Below are 17,199 nucleotides of genomic sequence, written 5' to 3' on the forward strand. Positions count from 1 at the left end.
TTCCGCATGATGATCAGGATGATACCCCTTCCCGCCGTTTCGACGATCGCGCAGACGATCCAGCTGTCGCTTGCGCCCGTCTTCATGCTCGCGGGCATCGGCCAGCTGCTCAACGTGCTCGCCGGTCGCCTCTCGCGCGTCATCGACCGCGCCCGCCAGCTCGAAAAGCTCCATCCCAGCAGCGCGGGGCCCGAACGCATCCGCCATATCTGGGAGTTGCGGCTGCTCGACCGGCGGATGACGATCATCAACGCCTCGCTCTTCCTCGCGGTGTCGAGCGCGATCATGACCTGTATCGTCATCGCGCTGCTGTTCATCGCCGAACTCGCCAAGCTGCACTTCGGGACCTATGTCGCGGTCTCGTTCATCCTTGCGATGATCCTGCTGATCGCCGCCTTTGCCAGCTTCATGATCGAGGTCCGGATCTCGCTGGTCGCCTTCCGCATCCGCCCCGAACTGCTCGACAACCCCGAACTGCTCGACAAGCTGACATGACGCTCGAACACCGCCTGCTGCAGGGCGTCGTCGCGATCGCCTGCCTCCTGCCGCTGCTCGTCGGCGGTCAGGGGATCGTCCACGGCCCCGCGCCGTTCGGCCACCTCGCCGACGTGCCCCGCGATCTCGACAGCCATTTCCGCTATATCTCGGGCATCTTCTTCGCGACCGGGCTCGGCTTCCTCAGCTGTATCCCACATATCGAGACCAAGGGCCCGCGCTTCCGGCTGCTCGGCGCGCTGATCGTGGTCGGCGGCTTCGCGCGGCTCGTCTCGCTGATCGATGTCGGCATGCCGTCGCGCGGGCATGTGCTGGGGCTCGGCATGGAAATCCTCGTCGTACCGCTGCTGATGCTCTGGCAGGCGCGCCTCGCCCGCCGGGCTCTTTCCAACGCCGGACCGAATCCCTAGACGACGCTTGACCATACCCGGTCCTCGAAAGGTCCAAGCATGCGTGAAGCCGCCATCGTCTCGACTGCCCGTACCGCCATCGGCAAAGCCTATCGCGGCGCGTTCAACGCGACCGAGGCACCGGTGCTCGGCGGACACGTCATGAACGCGGCGGTCGAGCGCGCCGGGATCGACCCCGCGCGCATCGACGAGGTGTTCTGGGGCGTCGGCAACCAATGGGGGACGCAGGGCGGCAATGCCGGACGCATGGCGCTCTTCGCCGGCGGCCTGCCCGAATCGGTCCCCGCGGTCACGCTTGACCGCAAATGCGGCTCGGGACTGACCGCGGTCGCGCTCGCTGCCCGCACGATCATCTGCGACGAGGCCGATGTCGCGCTGGCGGGCGGGATGGAATCGATCAGCTACACCGTGACCAAGGACGCGCCGCGCTACGTCAACCAGAGCGTCACCGCGCGCGAGCCCGCCGCCTATATCCCGATGATCGAGACCGCCGAGATCGTCGCGCGCAAATACGGCATCAGCCGCGAGGCGCAGGACGCCTATGCCGCGATGAGCCAGCAGCGCGCCGCCGCCGGCCTCGCGAGCGGCGCGTTCGCCGAGGAGATCGTCCCGATCACCGTCGAGAAGGCGCTGTTCGACAAGCAGGGCGCGCGCACCGGCAGCGAGCGCGTCACGCTGAGCCAGGACGAGGGGATCCGCGCGGGCACTACCGCCGAGGCGCTCGCCGGGCTCAAGACCGTCTGGCCGGGCGGCGATTTCTCCAGCCCGGGGACCAGCGTCACCGCGGGCAATGCCAGCCAGCTGTCCGACGGCGCGTCCGCACAGCTGCTGATGGACCGCCGGACCGCGGAGGCCGAGGGCAAGGAGATCCTCGGCATCTATCGCGGCTTCCAGTCCGCGGGCTGCAATCCTGCCGAAATGGGCATCGGCCCGGTCTTCGCGATCCCCAAGCTGCTCGACCGCGCCGGGCTGACCGTCGCGGACATCGGCCTGTGGGAGCTGAACGAGGCGTTCGCGTCGCAATGCCTCTATTGCCGCGACCATCTCGGCATCGATCCCGAGCGGTACAACGTCAATGGCGGCGCGATCGCGGTCGGCCACCCCTTCGGCATGACCGGCTCGCGCCTCGTCGGCCACGCGCTGATCGAGGGCCGCAAGCGCGGCGTCCGCTATGTGGTGGTCTCGATGTGCACCGCCGGCGGCATGGGCGCCGCCGGCCTGTTCGAGATCGTCTGACGCGACGGGGGGCTGGGTAACCCCGCCCCCAACCCGTCATCCTGACGAAAGTCAGGACCCAGAGCCACACGCGCCGCACCCCGTTACCCTGGGTCCTGACTTTCGTCAGGATGACGGGACGTATACAGGGCCACCCCTGTTCAGAATGACAAGGTCGTGCCCCGCCTATGCGTTTCCTCTTCCTCCCGGCACTCGCGCTGCTGGCCGCCCCGGCCACCGCCGCCCCCCAGAAGCCCACCCCCGCGAAACCCGGCACCGTCCGCGTCCGCCTCACCACCTCGGAAGGCCCGATCACGCTCGCGCTCGACACGCGCCATGCCCCCAAGACCAGCGCGAACTTCCTCGCCTATGTCGATGACGGCCGCTTCGACGGCACCGATTTCTACCGCGCCGCGCGCAGCAAGAAGGCGCCGAAGTTCGGCTTCATCCAAGGCGGCATCCGCACCGACGCGCGGCGCATCCTGCCCGCCTTCCCGCTCGAGACGACGACGCAGACCGGCATCCGCCATCTTGATGCGACGATCTCGATGGCGCGCGGCAGCGAGCCCGGCTCGGCGGGCGGCAATTTCTTCATCACCATCGGCCCGACCCCCGCGATGGACGCGCGCCCGGGCTATCTCGGCTATGCGGCGTTCGGCCATGTCGTCGGCGGCATGGACACGGTCCGCCGCATCCTCGCCAAGCCGACCGGTGGCGGGCTCGACGCGTTCAAGGGCCAGATGATCCTCAACCGCGTCGCGCTGATCAGCGCAAAGCGGCTCGACGGCACGCCCCGCCCGACCAGCGGCCCGCGACCATGGCTGTTGAAGACGCGCCCCACCCCGCCACGGCCGCGCTGACCCTCAGTCCGCGAACAGCAGGACCGGCGTCTCGAGATACTTTTTCAGCCCCTGGACGAAGCTCGCCGCGTCCCAGCCATCGACGACGCGGTGGTCGCAGCTGATCGACAGGTTCATCAGCTTCGCACGGACCACCTCGTCGCCCCTAAACACCGGGCGTTCGACGATCTTGTTCGGCCCGATGATCGCGACCTCGGGCCGGTTGATCACCGGCGTCGTCGCGATCCCGCCGAGCGGCCCGAGCGAGGTGACGGTAATCGTGCCGCCACCCATCTCGTTCGGCGCGAGCTTGCCCGCACGCGCGGCTTCGGCGAGCCGCGTGATCTCGGTCGCGAGCTGCCAGACGTTGCGGTCCTGCGCGTCGCGGATCACGGGGACGGTCAGCCCCGCATCGGTCTGCGCCGCCATGCCCAGATGGATCGCCCCGTGCCGCGTCACCACGCCCGCCTCGTCGTCATAGCGCGCGTTGAGCATCGGGAAGTCAGGAATCGTCTTGCAAATCGCGACGATCATCAGCGGCAGCATCGTCAGCTTGGGCCGCCCGCCGCGATTGGCGTTCAGATCCGCACGCATCGCCTCCAGCGCAGTCACGTCGATCTCGTCGACATAGGTGAAATGCGGGATCGCGCGCTTCGACGCGGCCATGTTCTCGGCGATCTTGCGCCGCATGCCGATGACCTTGATCGGCTGGTCCGCGCGCGCCCGGCTCGCCCCCGGCGCCTGATAGCCCTGACCCGCGCCATACCGCAGATACGCGTCGAGATCGGCATGACGGACCCGGTCGGACTCGGTCTTCACCGACGCCAGATCAATCCCCAGATCCCGCGCCCGCGCGCGCACCGCGGGCGACGCCAGCGCATGCGCCTTGGCGGCAGCGACCTGCTCGTCACTCCCCCCCGGCGAAGGCCGGGGTCCAGTTGGAGAGGTCGACGTAATAACGGACTGCGCATCGTTACCGGCGCCCCCCATTTGGGCCCCGGCCTCCGCCGGGGTGGTGGCGGTCGGCGTTTCGACCACCTCCTCAACCCCCGGATTCTCCGCCTCATACTGCTCCGCCGTCTCCGCCTGCGCCGCCGTCAACGGCGCCGCCACGACCTCGCCCCCGGCATCGACCGCATCCGTCTCGATCACCACCAGCGCGGCACCGATCGACACCTGATCCCCGACCTCGCCCGCCAGCTCGACGACGACGCCCGACACGGGCGACTCCATCTCGACCGTCGCCTTGTCGGTCATCATGTCCGCGACCGGCGAATCCTCCTCGACGCGGTCGCCGATCGCGACGTGCCATGCGACGATCTCGGCCTCCGAGATGCCTTCGCCGATATCCGGCAGTTTGAAGGTAAAGCGAGCCATCAGAAAATTCCGTTCGTTTCGAGCGAAGTCGAGAAACTTGTGTGAGGGATTCCGAAGGCTTCTCGACTGCGCTCGAAGCGAACGGGGGTGGGTGAACGCATCATTATGCGTCCTTCATGATCTTCTTGAGGGCCTCGGTGATACGGACCGGCCCCGGGAAATAGGCCCATTCCAGACTGTGCGGGTAGGGCGTGTCAAACCCGGTCACGCGCTCGATCGGTGCCTCGAGATGGTAGAAGCACCGCTCCTGCACCAGCGCCGACAGCTCCGCGCCGAACCCGCTGGTCCGCGTCGCCTCGTGCACGATCATGCAGCGCCCGGTCTTCTTCACCGACGCCTCGATCGTCTCGATGTCGAGCGGGACGAGCGTGCGCAGGTCGACGATCTCGGCGTCGATCCCCGTCTCGGCGATCACCGCCGCGCAGACATGCACCATCGTGCCGTAGGCGAGGATCGTCAGCGCCTCGCCGGCCCGGACGATCTTCGCCTTGCCGAGCTCGATCTTGTAGTACCCGTTCGGCACTTCGCCGGCCGGGTGCTTCGACCAGTTCTGCGACGGCCGATCCCAATAGCCGTCGAACGGTCCGTTATAGATGCGCTTGGGCTCGAAGAAGAGCGTCGGGTCATTGTCCTCGATCGCCGCGATCAGCAGGCCCTTCGCGTCATAGGGCGTCGACGGAATCACCGTCTTGATCCCCGACATGTGCGTGAACAGTCCCTCGGGGCTCTGGCTGTGCGTCTGCCCGCCGAAGATGCCGCCGCCGAACGGCGATCGCACCGTGATCGGCGAGGTGAACTCACCCGCCGAGCGATAGCGCAGCCGGGCGGCTTCGGACACGAGCTGGTCGAGCGCGGGATAGATGTAATCCGCGAACTGGATCTCGGGGACCGGGCGCAGCCCGTACGCGCCCATGCCGACCGCGACGCCGATGATCCCGCATTCGGTGATCGGCGTGTCGAACACGCGCGTCTTGCCGTGTTTCGCCTGCAACCCCGCGGTCGCGCGGAACACGCCGCCGAAATAGCCGACATCCTCGCCCATCACGATCACGTCGGGATCGCGCGTCATCATGATGTCCATGGCGGAATTGATCGCCTGGATCATGTTCATCCGGCTGGTTTCGCCGCCGTCCGCTGTTTCGGACCCGGGTGTCTCGATCATGTCGCTCATGCCTTGCGATCCCATGGACGGCCGCTTGCCGCCTCTTCATCGAGCATCTGCTGACGCTGCTCCTTCAGATGCCAGGGCAGCTCCTCGAACACGCCGTCGAACAGCGATTCGAGCGGCTGGTGCAGCCCGTGGCCGAGGATGCCGTTCTTCTCGGCCTCCTTCTGCGCGGCCTTGACCTGCTCGGCGAGCTCCTTGTCCTGCGCCGCGTGGCGCTCGTCGTCCCATTCGCCGATCGCGATCAGATGATCCTTCAGCCGCTTGATCGGGTCGCCGAGCGGCCATGCATTGGGCTCGCCCTCGCTGCGATACTGACCCGGATCGTCCGAGGTCGAATGGCCTTCCGCGCGATAGGTGAAATGCTCGATCAGCGTCGGCCCCTGGTTGGTCCGCGCCCGCTCGGCCGCCCATTCAGTGGCTGCGTACACGGCCAGCGCGTCGTTACCGTCGACTCGAAGCCCGGCAATGCCATAGCCAACCGCCCGCGCCGCAAACGTCGTCGCCTCCGCGCCCGCAAACCCGGAGAAGCTCGAAATCGCCCACTGGTTGTTGACGACGTTGAAGATCACCGGCGCGCGGTAGACCGCGGCAAAGGTGCACGCCGAATGGAAGTCGCCCTCCGCGGTCGATCCCTCGCCGCACCAGGTCGCCGCGATCCGCGTGTCGCCCTTCGCCGCTGACGCCATCGCCCAGCCCACGGCTTGCGGATATTGCGTCGTGAGGTTGCCCGAGATCGAGAAGAACCCGGCTTCCTTGACCGAATACATGATCGGCAGCTGCTTGCCGCCCAGCCTGTCCGCGGTGTTCGAATAGATCTGGTTCATCATGTCGACGAGGCTCCAGCCCCGCGCGATCAGCAACCCCTGCTGGCGGTAGGAGGGGAAGCACATGTCCTCGTAATCGAGCGCATAGGCCGCCGCGACCGCGACCGCCTCCTCGCCCAGCGCCTTCATGTAGAAGCTCGTCTTGCCCTGCCGCTGTGCGCGGAACATGCGTTCGTCGAACGCACGGAGCAGCGCCATGCTGCGCAGCATACGGCGCAGCATATCGGGCGAAAGCTTGGGATCCCACGGCCCCACCGCATGGCCCTCGTCGTCGAGAACGCGGACCAGCGTATAGGCGAGATCAGTGAAATCGCTCGCCTTGTCCGCGGTATCGGGACGCCGCGCCTGCCCCGCGGGCGGCACGTCGACTTCGGCGAAATCGACCGGATCGCCGGGTCGAAACTTCGGTTCGGGCACATGCAGCGTCAATCCGGGTAGATTGCGCAGCGGCTGCGAATCGGCGCGAGGGTGCTCGCTGGCCATCGTCACTCCATCTCCATCGCCCGGCGGCGTACGCGCCGGATCGCTCTTCGCGGCCTTGTTATAAAATTTCAACGGCATTGGCGAGAGGGAGTTTTGCCGGACTCCGCATTCGCACCGGCGGCGTGCAACGCCGTGCGATCAATGCGATAGCATGAGCCTGCGGACGCGGGCGGACACGGGGGGAGACAGGGCGACATGCTGCAGGACTGGAACGCCGTCGTCGCGATCGGATGCACGCTGCCAGGTGTCGAGCCGGGCACCAGCTATGGCCGGCCCGCACTCAGGTTCCGCGGCAAGACGCTCGCGTCCACCACCGCGCCCGATCCCGGCAGCTTCGTGCTCCATATCGGCCTCGACGAGAAGGACATCCTGCTCGACACCGACCCCGCGACCTTCTGGCAGACCGATCATTATGACGGCTGGCCGGCGGTGCTGGTCCGCTACGGCACCGGCGCGGGCGAGCGGATCGCGGATCTGCTCGCCCGCGCCTGGTGGGACCGCGCCACGTCAGCGCAGCGCAAAGCCTATGGCGAGCGTCCCTAGCCGGCTCGCGCGCTACTCTACCGTCTGCTCGATCACCCCGAAGATCGGGCGATGCCGGTCGTCCTCCGCCCAGATCCGCACCGTGTCGCCCTTTTTCAGGAACGGGGTCACCGCTGCGCCGCCCGCGATCGTCTCGATCGTCCGCACTTCGGCCAGGCAGGAATAGCCGACCCCGCCCTCGGCGATCGGCTTGCCCGGCCCGCCATCCGCGCCGCGGTTCGACACCGTGCCCGACCCGACGATCGTCCCCGCGCCCAGCTTGCGCGTCTTGGCGGCATGCGCGATCAGCGTGCCGAAATCGAACGTCATGTCCTCGCCCGCCTCGGCGCGACCAAAGGGCTGGCCGTTCAGGTCGACCATCAGCTTGCGGTGCAGCTTGCCGTCCTGCCACCAGTCGCCGAGCGACTCGGGCGTCACGAACACCGGCGAAAACGCGCTGGCGGGCTTCGACTGGAAGAACCCGAACCCCTTGCCCAGCTCGCCCGGGATCAGGTTGCGCAGCGACACGTCGTTGGTCAGCCCGACCAGCCGCACCGCCGCCAGCGCCTCCTCGCGGCTCGCGCCCATCGCCACGTCACCGGTGACGACGACGACCTCGCCCTCCATGTCGCAGCCCCAGCTCTCGTCGGCGAGCGGGATCGGGTCGCGCGGCCCCAGAAACCCGTCCGACCCGCCCTGATACATCAGCGGATCGTGCCAGAAGCTGTCGGGCATCTCGGCGGCGCGCGCCTGCCGCACGAGCGCGACATGGTTCACATAGGCGGAGCCATCCGCCCACTGATAGGCGCGCGGCAAGGGCGACGCCGCGTCATGCTCGTGGAAGCGCCGCATCGGGATCATCTCGTGCTCGAGATCGGTCGACAGATTTTCGAGCATCGGCGCAAGCCGGTCCCAGTCGTCGAGCGCGGCCTGCAGCGTCGGAGCGATATGCGTCGCATCGGCATACCAGGCGAGGTCGTTCGACACGACGACGAGCCGGCCGTCACGGCCCCGGGCTGGATCTGCGTCCTTCAGGCTGGCCAGTTTCATTGCGGATCCTCTCAATGTTTTCACCACCCTACGCCCGCCCGCCGCCGGAAGTCGAGACCGACGGTCGCACGCGCATCCCGACCGCCCGCTCATGCGTTGTCCTTGCATCCCCCCGACCCCGGCGCCACACCTGGCCACCGCCTTCGAAAGCCTGCCATGCCCCTCGACATCATCCGCGTGCCCGTCCTCAGCGACAATTACGCCTGGCTGATCCACGATCCCGACAGCGGCACCACGGTTGCGCTCGACCCGGGCGAGGCGGATCCAGTGATCGCCGCGGCGACCGCGCGCGGCTGGCGGATCGATCAGGTCTGGACGACGCACTGGCATCCCGATCACACCGGCGGCAACGCCGCGATCCGCGCTCAGGGCGCGACCGTCACCGGCCCCGCCGCGGAGGCCGCGAAGATCCCGACGCTCGACCGCACCGTGACCGAGGGCGACGTCGTCACGCTCGGCGCGCACGCCGCGCAGGTGATGACCGTGCCCGGGCATACGCAGGGCCATATCGCCTTCCACTTCGCCGACGACGCGGTGATTTTCACCGGCGACACGCTGTTCGCGATGGGCTGCGGCCGGCTGTTCGAGGGCACGCCCGCCGACATGTTCGCCAACATGCAGCGTTACGCAGCACTGCCCGACGAGACGCGCGTCTATTGCGGCCATGAATATACCCAGTCGAACGGCCGCTACGCGCTGGTCGCCGAGCCCGACAATGGCGCGATCCGCGACCGGATGGCCGAGGTCGACGCCGCCCGCGCGCGCGGCGAGGCGACCGTGCCGACGACGATCGGGCTCGAACGCGCGACCAATCCGTTTCTCCGCGCGACCTCGGCCGCCGAGCTCGGCGAACGGCGTGCGGCAAAGGATGCGTTCAAGGGCTAAATAGGTTATGCCGTACGCTTGGGGGCGCAAAGGAAACCGCATGCGCATCATGACACGCTTATCGCTGCTCTGCCTGACGATCGCCGCCACCGCCTGTACGGCGACCCCGCGCGAACAGGCACAGATCGCGCAGCGCGAAACTGAAACGGAGCGAAAGCTCGCGACCGCGCTCAAGGGGCTGACCCCCGGCGAGCCGACCCTGTGCCTCAACGCCCTCGGCCAGAAGCAGGTGACCAGCTACGGCTCGACCTTCCTCTACCGCGTCAACAACGGCACGATCTACCGGACCGAGACCAATGGCGGGTGCGGCGATCTCGACCGCAACATCCTGATCACGCGGACGCCCTCGGGCCAGCTCTGCCGCGGTGACATCGCCAACACGATCGACCGCGCCAGCCGCTTCCCCAGCGGCAGCTGCAGCTTCGGGGAATTCGTCCCCTATCGGAAGGCCCGGTGAGGATGCCGCGCTCCGGCCGGATCGCCGCCCTCGCCGCGCTCGCGCTGACGCTCGTCGCCGGCCGCGACGATCCGCTCGCGGGGCGCATCGCCGGCGCGCCGGTCCGCTGCATCGGCATCGGCCTGGTCCAGGGGCCGACGATCCTCGACGCGACCACCATCCTCTATCGCCAGTCGGGCAAGCGCGTCTGGCGCACCGGCCCGGTCGGCCCCTGTCCGCAATTGCGCCCGCAGTCGACGATCATCGTCGACATCTATGGCGGCCAGCTCTGCCGCAACGACCGGTTCCGGCTGATCGAACCCGGCCTGTCGATCCCCTCACCCTCCTGCCGCTTCACCGACTTCACCCCCTACGACAAACCCTGACGCCCGGCCGTCCCGGATGATATGTTGCATCATGGCAACAACCAGCCATCCAATTTTCCGCAGCTGCGAACATCTCCTTTGATATGATACATCATTCGCGCTAGGCGGCAGCTCCGGGGTTCAAGGAGCGTTTCTATGCGTAAGACTTTCATCGGGATCAGCGCGCTGGCGGTCTTCGCCGCGACCGCCGCGACCGCCCAGACCGACACGACGCCGACCGGCGCACCGGCCGATACGCCTGCCGCAGCCCCAGCCCCAGCCCCGACCCGCACCCCCGCCCCGCGCGCCGCCGCCGAGATCCTCGTCACCGCCCCCGTCCGCCAGAGCGAAACCGACGTCCTCCAGGGCACCTCGATCCTCTCGGGCGCCGAGCTCACCCGCAATTTGCGCCCGACCATCGGCGAGACGCTCGCGCGCCAGCCCGGCGTGTCCGCCACCTCGTTCGGCCCCAGCGCGTCGCGCCCGATCCTGCGCGGCTTCCAGGGCGAGCGCATCCGCGTGCTGACCGACGGGATCGGCTCGATCGACGTCTCGAACACCTCGGTCGACCACGCGGTCATCATCGACCCGCTGCTCGCCGAGCGGATCGAGGTGCTGCGCGGCCCGTCCGCCCTCCTGTTCGGCTCGTCCGCGGTCGGCGGCGTCGTCAACGTCATCGACACGCGCATCCCGCGCACCGTCCCCGAAAACGGCTACCGCGTGAACGGCATCGCCACCTACGGCTCGGCCGCGAACGAGCGCTCGGGCGGCGGCGCCGGCGACGTCGCGGTCGGCCAGCACCTCGTCCTCCACGCCGACGGTTCCTATCTGAAGTCGGGCAATCTGCGCACCGGCGGCAACATCCTGTCGTCGCAGGCGCGCGCCGCCGCGCTTTCCCAGGTTGGCCTGCCGCAGGATACCGACGAGCCGATCGACTTCGCCGGCTCCGCCGCACTCCGCGGCAAGCTGCCCAACACCCAGTCCGAGACCTGGACCGCGGGCGTCGGTGCGTCGATCATCACCGATGGCGGCAATCTCGGCGTGTCGTACAGCCATTATGACAGCCTCTACGGCGTGCCGATCCGCTACGCGACCGCGGTCGGCCAGGAGCAGGAGGCGCCCCGCCTCGACGTCGTCCAGAACCGCGTCGACCTGCGCGGCGAGATCAACACGGGCGGCGGCTTCCTCGACAAGATCCGCGTCCGCGCGGGCCACGCCACCTATCGCCATTTCGAGCTCGAACCCGATGGCGGTGTCGGCACCGCCTTCTTCAACAACGGCACCGAAGGCCGGATCGAGCTCGTCCAGGCCAATCGCGGCGGCTGGCAGGGCGCATCGGGTGTGCAATATTTCAACCGCCTGTTCGACGTGAACGGCGACGAGGCCTTCCTGCCGCGCAACGAGACCAACCAGACCGGCCTCTTCACGCTCCAGCAATATAGCGCCGGCGCGTTCCGGGCCGAGGGCGGGCTGCGCTACGAGACGACGTCGCTCTCCGCCAAGACCCCGCTCGACGATCTCCGCTTCTTCCGCGGCAGCCGCAGCTTCGACGCGGTCTCGGGCTCGCTCGGCGCCTCCTACGGCGTGACCGACGCGGTCCGCTTGGGCATCAACCTCTCGCATACCGAGCGCGCGCCGTCGGCCGAAGAGCTGTTCGCGAACGGCGGCCATGCCGGCACCCAGGCCTATGAATTCGGCAGCCCCGACTTCAAGCTCGAGAAGAGCTGGGGCATCGAGGGCACGCTCCACGCGCATGGCGACGGCTTCAGCTTCGACGCGTCGGCCTATTACAACGACTTCTCCAACTATATCTCGGAGAACCAGGTCGCGCAGAGCGTCTGCCAGACCGCCGCCGATCCGTCGGGGCGCGAGGTCGACCTGCCCTGCTTCCAGTATCAGCAGGCGGATGCGCGCTATTACGGGTTCGAGGCCAATGCCTCGGTCCGGCTCGCCCAGATCGGCGGCTATGTGCTGAACGCCGACCTGCTCGGCGACTATGTCCGCGCGACGATCGTCGACAACGGCCCCGTCCCCCGCATCCCGCCGATGCGCGTGCTCGGCGGGATCGAGGCACAGGGCGACCGCGTCAACGGCCGGCTCGAGGTCGAGCACGTCTTCGACCAGGACCGCATCGCCGCATTCGAGACGACCACCAACGGCTATACGATGATCAACGCGACCTTGGGCTTCAACCCGTTCGGCAAGGACAGCAAGACCTCGATCCTGCTCAGCGCGAACAACCTGTTCGACGTCGAAGCCCGCCGCCACGCCAGCTTCCTCAAGGACTTCGCCCCCCTAGCCGGCCGCGACATCCGCGCCACCCTCCGCTTCGGGCTGTAACGGGAGGGGCCACTCCCCACGCCCAGAAAAGGAGCACCACCCCGGCGAAGGCCGGGGCCCAGGTGGGGGGACCAAGGTGATAATCCCCCGCCCGCCATCACGAAAACCTTCCCAACTGGGCCCCGGCCTTCGCCGGGGTGGGGCGAGCGCAAGGAGCCAGCAGAAACCCTCGCGAGCGACGGCGCGCGAACCAGCCCGGAGACGCGCCGCCCCCCGCCCCCTATACCCAACCCATGCCCCCCATCCTCTACAGCTTCCGCCGCTGCCCCTACGCAATCCGCGCCCGCAGCGCGGTCGTCGCCAGTGGCATCGTGGTCGAGCTCCGCGAAATCGTCCTGCGCGACAAGCCCGCCGCGATGCTCGCCGCCTCCCCCAAGGGCACCGTCCCCGTCCTGATCCTCCCCGACGGCCGCGTCATCGACCAGAGCCTCGCCATCATGCACTGGGCGCTGGCACTCGCCGATCCGCTCGACTGGCTCGCCGGAGCAGACGCCGATCTGATCGCGACCAACGACGGTGCGTTCAAGCATCACCTCGACCGCTACAAATATGCCGATCGCCACGCGACCGACCCGCTCGAGCACCGCGCCGCCGCCACCGCGATCCTCGCCGATCTCGACACGCGGCTGGCAGCCACCGGCCACCTCGCCGGCCCCCGCGTCACGCTGACCGACATCGCGATCCTACCGTTCGTACGGCAATTCGCGCAGACCGACCGCGGCTGGTTCGACACGCTCCCCCTCCCCGCGCTCCACGACTGGCTGGGGCGCTATCTCGCCTCGCCGCTCTTCGCCGCGGTCATGACCAGAGTCACGACGTGGCAGCCGGATGCGCCGACTGTCATTTTTCCAACATGATCCGCGGCTAGCGCGTCGCCGGGGGGCATTGCGACAGCATGAGCCGCGCGACGGCGATCACGGTCCACGGGGGTGGCCGCGATCGGCGCGCGCGGCTCGTCGGGTGCGTCCCTGTCGACACCAAGAAGATCATCCAGGGAATATCACCGTGACACGCACCCGTCTGACCACGTCGCTCCTGCGCGGCATCGCACCCGCGACTTTGCTGCTCGCCGCCCTGCCCGCCGCCGCCCAGGACACGACCACCGCCCCTGCTGCCGCCCCCGCTGAAGACGGCCTGGGCGAGATCGTCGTCACCGCCGAGCGCCGCTCGGAGAATCTCCAGCGCGTGCCGCTGTCGGTCGGCGTCGCCTCGGGCGATGCGTTGCGTGCGTTCCAGGCGGGTGGCGACGACACGCTGCTGTCGCTGTCGGGCCGCGTCCCCGGCCTCTATGTCGAGACCACCACCGGCCGCATCTTCCCGCGCTTCTACATCCGCGGTCTTGGCAACATCGATTTCTACCTCGGCGCGTCGCAGCCGGTCACGATCATCCAGGACGACGTGATCCTCGAGCATGTCGTGCTGAAGTCGAACCCGGTCTATGACGTCCGCCAGGTCGAGGTGCTGCGCGGCCCGCAGGGCTCGCTGTTCGGCCGCAACACGACCGCGGGCATCATCAAGTTCGACACGATCAAGCCGACCAACGACTTCGACAGCCGCGCCTCGGCCTCGGTCGGCACCTATGGCAGCGTCAGCGTCGACGCGGGCGTCGGTGGCCCGCTGATCAAGGACCTGCTGTCGATCCGCGTCTCGACGCTGCTCCAGCACCGCGAAAACTATGTCGACAACGTCTATGCCGGCGTCACGCAGGACAGCACCGCGACCCCGCGCAAGAACGCGATGGGCGGGTTCGACGACCGCAACGTCCGCGTCCAGCTCGCGCTGACGCCGGGCAACGCCTTCTCGCTCGACCTGTCGGGGCATGCCCGCTGGTATGACGGCACCTCGACGCTGTTCCACCGCGCCGCGCTGAAGAAGGGTTCGAACGACGTCCAGGCCGAGCCGCGCAACATCGTCGCGCTCGACGAAGGCAATGACAATCCGCAGAGCTACACCACCTATGGCGGCTCGGTCCGCGCGACCTACGACTTCGGTCCTGCCGCGCTCACCTCGATCACCGCCTATGAGACGACCTCGGGCTTCAGCCGCGGCGACACCGATGGCGGCGCGGGCGCAAACTTCCCGGTGCGCGGCACGGCGAACGGCTTCGGCCAGTCGCAGGGCCAGATCCGCGATCTCGACCAGTGGTCGCAGGAGCTGCGTCTGGCGGGCACGCAGGGCGGCCGCTTCAACTGGCAGGTCGGCGGCCTGTATTTCGACACGCGCGACATCACCGATTTCTACCAGCGGACCTTCTTCCTGACGACCGCACAGCGCAACCCGAACAACTGGGTCCGCCTCCACGACGTCAACACCTCCTGGGCCGGCTTCGGCCAGATCAGCTACGAGCTGATGGACCGGCTGACGCTCACCGCCGGCGGCCGCATCACCGAGGACAAGAAGCGCACGCAGCTGCTCAAGCCGGTCCAGAATGTCGCCGGTATCAGCCAGTATCCGGCCAACTTCCGCACCGACGTCACGCTGAAGGCGACCAAGCCGAGCTGGGACGCGAGCCTCCTCTACCAGGCGAGCCCCGACATCAGCCTCTACTCGCGCATTGCACAGGGCTTCCGCGGACCGACGATCCAGGGCCGCTCGGCGGTGTTCAACTCGGACTTCTCGACCGCCAATTCGGAGACGATCCTGTCGTGGGAGACGGGCATCAAGACCCGCCTGCTCGACAACACGCTCAGCCTCAACGCGACCGTGTTCGGCTACCGCGTCAACGACATCCAGCTCAACGGCAACGATCTCAACGGGAACGGCATCCTGTTCAACGGCAACAAGGCCGAGGCGTATGGCATGGAGGCCGAGGCGAACTGGAAGCCCGTTCCCAACCTCACGCTCGGCGCCGGGCTCAGCCTGCTCCACAGCGCGATTCGCGACACGACGACCGAGGTGCAGATCTGCGCGCTCAACAACGCGGTCGTCTGCACGCCGTCCGCGGCGGTCCGCCCCGTCCCAGGCGCGTTCGGCACGACCTTCCTCGTCAAGATCGACGGCGAGCCTTTGCCCAATGCGCCCGAGTATAATGTCGACCTGACCGCCCGCTACGACCAGCCGCTCGGCAATGGCGGTCACGCGTTCATCGCGGGCGACTTCAACATCCAGGGCTATACGCAGTTCGTGCTCTACAAGACCAAGGAGTTCACCGCGAACGGCAACTTCGAAGGCGGTCTGAAGATCGGCTATGCCGCGCCCGACGACGCCTATGAACTCGCGGTGTTCGCACGCAACATCACCGGCGAGAAGAACCTGAAGGGCGTGATCGAGAACTACATGGCCGCGGTGTTCAACGAACCGCGGATCATCGGTGTCTCGCTCAGCGGCAAGTTCCGCTGACAAGGCCGGCGTGGCGGTAACCCCGCCACGCCATCCCCTTGCGGATCGTGGCGGTTCATCCGCCACGCCACCGTTGCGGAGCGTCTGGCGCTCGCGCGCGGTGCGTGTCAGACATCGGGTTTGACCTTGCCCGAGGACCCGACCGATCCGTCAGATCGCTGCCCTGCCCTACCGGATCACCGCCGACGGATCCGCCGAGATCCTGCTCATCACCTCGCGCGAGACGCGCCGCTGGGTGATTCCCAAGGGCAATCCGATTGCCGGCCTCGCCTCGCACGAGGCCGCCGCGCAGGAAGCGTTCGAGGAAGCCGGGATTCGCGGCATCCCCTGCCCCAGCGCGGTCGGCGATTTCTGCTACGACAAGCGGCGCCGCAGCGGGCGTCTCCGGCCGATGATCGTCAGCGTCTATCCGATGCAGGTCGTCGAACAGGTCGCGGACTGGCCCGAGCGGGATCAGCGCGAGACACGGTGGTTTCCGCCTGATAAGGCCGCCGCCGCGGTCGACGAGCCCGAACTCAAGGCTCTGATCCGAGGATTCCGAAAGCCACCGATCCCGGTGGCGTTCGAACAACGCGTGCTGCCGGTGCTGCGGTCACGAATGAGGAGGCGTTTTCCGATGCTGGGCTGGTTCCAGGCACTCATGCCCAAGCAGGGGCGGTTCTTCGAGCTGTTCGACGCGCATGCCGCGACGCTCGTCGCGGGCGCCGACGCGCTCGCCCGGCTGCTCCACGGCGAAGGCTCGATCGAAAGCCAGATCGCCGAGATCGTGCGCCGCGAACACGAGGCCGACGACATCACGCGCGAGGTCCTGCAGGACGTCCGCCGCGTGTTCGTGACGCCGTTCGACCGCAGCGCGATCACCGACCTGATCGGCGTGATGGACGATGCGATCGACCAGATGAACGGCACCGCCAACGCGATCGCGCTCTACGAGGTGACCGAGTTCGCGCCCGAGATGCGCGACATGGCGGGGATCATCGTCGAGGCCGCGCGGATCACCGCCGAGGCGATCCCGCTGCTCCGCTCGCTCGGCAGCAACGCCGGCCGTCTCCACGACCTGACCGCCCGGCTGATCCAGATCGAGGGTCACGCCGACGACATCCACGACACCGGCCTGCGCGCGCTGTTCGCCGCGTCGAAGAGCCATGCCGACCCGATGGCCTTCATCATCGGCCGCGAAATCTATTCGAGCCTCGAAAAGATCGTCGACCGGTTCGAGGACGTCGCCAACGAGATCCAGGGACTCGTCATCGACCATGCGTGACGCGTCGTTTCGGCCCGCGACATCCCCCATGGCACCCCCCCGGCGAAGGCCGGGGCCCAGTTGGGGGACGGCCATGGCTGGATCGACCGTTCGTTACGCGTCGTTTCAGCCCGCGACCTTCCCCAAGGCACCCCCCCGGCGAAGGCCGGGGCCCAGTTGGGGAACGACCATGGCCGAGGGCAGCGCA

The 17,199-nt window shown here is 67.9% G+C and carries 16 protein-coding genes; 12 read left to right on the forward strand and 4 right to left on the reverse strand.

Going from position 1 to position 17,199, the window contains the following annotated elements; translation table 11 throughout:
• Nucleotides 1-18: 18 nt before the first annotated feature.
• From IFT87_RS03650 to IFT87_RS03665, 4 genes are all read left to right on the forward strand, one after another.
• Nucleotides 19-495, forward strand: coding sequence for a DUF2721 domain-containing protein (locus IFT87_RS03650; protein WP_031440529.1), 477 nt, complete (start codon nt 19-21; stop codon nt 493-495).
• On the forward strand, nt 492-905 hold the full coding sequence (locus tag IFT87_RS03655; RefSeq protein ID WP_037530576.1) for a DUF4345 domain-containing protein: 414 nt from the start codon (nt 492-494) through the stop codon (nt 903-905). Before IFT87_RS03650 ends, IFT87_RS03655 begins: the two co-directional genes overlap by 4 nt.
• A 39-nt stretch (nt 906-944) precedes the next feature.
• Complete coding sequence (locus IFT87_RS03660) at nt 945-2,141, forward strand: thiolase family protein (RefSeq protein ID WP_192007548.1); 1,197 nt, start codon at nt 945-947, stop codon at nt 2,139-2,141.
• A gap of 167 nt (nt 2,142-2,308) precedes the next feature.
• Nucleotides 2,309-2,980, forward strand: a complete 672-nt coding sequence (locus tag IFT87_RS03665; protein ID WP_037530574.1) for a peptidylprolyl isomerase — start codon at nt 2,309-2,311, stop codon at nt 2,978-2,980.
• Nucleotides 2,981-2,983: 3 nt separating this feature from the next.
• Here IFT87_RS03665 and IFT87_RS03670 read toward each other — a convergent pair whose 3' ends face one another.
• From IFT87_RS03670 to IFT87_RS03680, 3 genes are all read right to left on the reverse strand, one after another.
• Nucleotides 2,984-4,336, reverse strand: coding sequence for a dihydrolipoamide acetyltransferase family protein (locus IFT87_RS03670; RefSeq protein WP_192007549.1), 1,353 nt, complete (start codon nt 4,334-4,336; stop codon nt 2,984-2,986).
• A gap of 103 nt (nt 4,337-4,439) precedes the next feature.
• Nucleotides 4,440-5,447, reverse strand: coding sequence for an alpha-ketoacid dehydrogenase subunit beta (locus tag IFT87_RS03675; protein WP_192007736.1), 1,008 nt, complete (start codon nt 5,445-5,447; stop codon nt 4,440-4,442).
• A gap of 56 nt (nt 5,448-5,503) precedes the next feature.
• Complete coding sequence (locus tag IFT87_RS03680) at nt 5,504-6,811, reverse strand: thiamine pyrophosphate-dependent enzyme (protein ID WP_192007551.1); 1,308 nt, start codon at nt 6,809-6,811, stop codon at nt 5,504-5,506.
• Between the two features lie 195 nt (nt 6,812-7,006).
• Here IFT87_RS03680 and IFT87_RS03685 point away from each other — a divergent pair, with 195 nt between their 5' ends.
• Nucleotides 7,007-7,354, forward strand: a complete 348-nt coding sequence (locus tag IFT87_RS03685) for an MmcQ/YjbR family DNA-binding protein (protein ID WP_192007553.1) — start codon at nt 7,007-7,009, stop codon at nt 7,352-7,354.
• A 12-nt stretch (nt 7,355-7,366) separates the two neighbouring features.
• On the opposite strand, the gene IFT87_RS03690 is transcribed toward IFT87_RS03685, so the two are convergent.
• On the reverse strand, nt 7,367-8,383 hold the full coding sequence (locus IFT87_RS03690) for a fumarylacetoacetate hydrolase family protein (protein WP_192007554.1): 1,017 nt from the start codon (nt 8,381-8,383) through the stop codon (nt 7,367-7,369).
• Nucleotides 8,384-8,539: 156 nt separating this feature from the next.
• Here IFT87_RS03690 and gloB point away from each other — a divergent pair, with 156 nt between their 5' ends.
• The 7 genes from gloB (at nt 8,540) to IFT87_RS03725 (ending at nt 17,012) form a co-directional block, all read left to right on the forward strand.
• Entirely contained in the window at nt 8,540-9,268 is a 729-nt protein-coding gene (gene gloB, locus IFT87_RS03695) for a hydroxyacylglutathione hydrolase (RefSeq protein WP_192007555.1), read from the forward strand.
• A gap of 40 nt (nt 9,269-9,308) precedes the next feature.
• Nucleotides 9,309-9,725 (forward strand): hypothetical protein, encoded by a 417-nt coding sequence (locus IFT87_RS03700; protein ID WP_192007556.1) that lies wholly within the window; start codon nt 9,309-9,311, stop codon nt 9,723-9,725.
• A 2-nt stretch (nt 9,726-9,727) separates the two neighbouring features.
• Nucleotides 9,728-10,090, forward strand: a complete 363-nt coding sequence (locus tag IFT87_RS03705; protein ID WP_192007557.1) for a hypothetical protein — start codon at nt 9,728-9,730, stop codon at nt 10,088-10,090.
• A 135-nt stretch (nt 10,091-10,225) separates the two neighbouring features.
• The gene (locus IFT87_RS03710; protein WP_192007559.1) at nt 10,226-12,409 is read left to right on the forward strand and encodes a TonB-dependent receptor; all 2,184 of its coding nucleotides are present in this window, start codon (nt 10,226-10,228) and stop codon (nt 12,407-12,409) included.
• A gap of 233 nt (nt 12,410-12,642) precedes the next feature.
• Complete coding sequence (locus tag IFT87_RS03715; RefSeq protein WP_192007561.1) at nt 12,643-13,266, forward strand: glutathione S-transferase; 624 nt, start codon at nt 12,643-12,645, stop codon at nt 13,264-13,266.
• 148 nt (nt 13,267-13,414) lie between these two features.
• Nucleotides 13,415-15,748, forward strand: coding sequence for a TonB-dependent receptor (locus IFT87_RS03720; RefSeq protein WP_426291078.1), 2,334 nt, complete (start codon nt 13,415-13,417; stop codon nt 15,746-15,748).
• 145 nt (nt 15,749-15,893) lie between these two features.
• A complete protein-coding gene (locus IFT87_RS03725) occupies nt 15,894-17,012 on the forward strand; it encodes a DUF47 family protein (protein WP_056679450.1) in 1,119 nt (372 codons plus the stop codon).
• Nucleotides 17,013-17,199 lie beyond the last annotated feature (187 nt).

This window comes from Sphingomonas sp. CFBP 8765, assembly GCF_014841445.1.
Classification (GTDB): domain Bacteria; phylum Pseudomonadota; class Alphaproteobacteria; order Sphingomonadales; family Sphingomonadaceae; genus Sphingomonas; species Sphingomonas aerolata.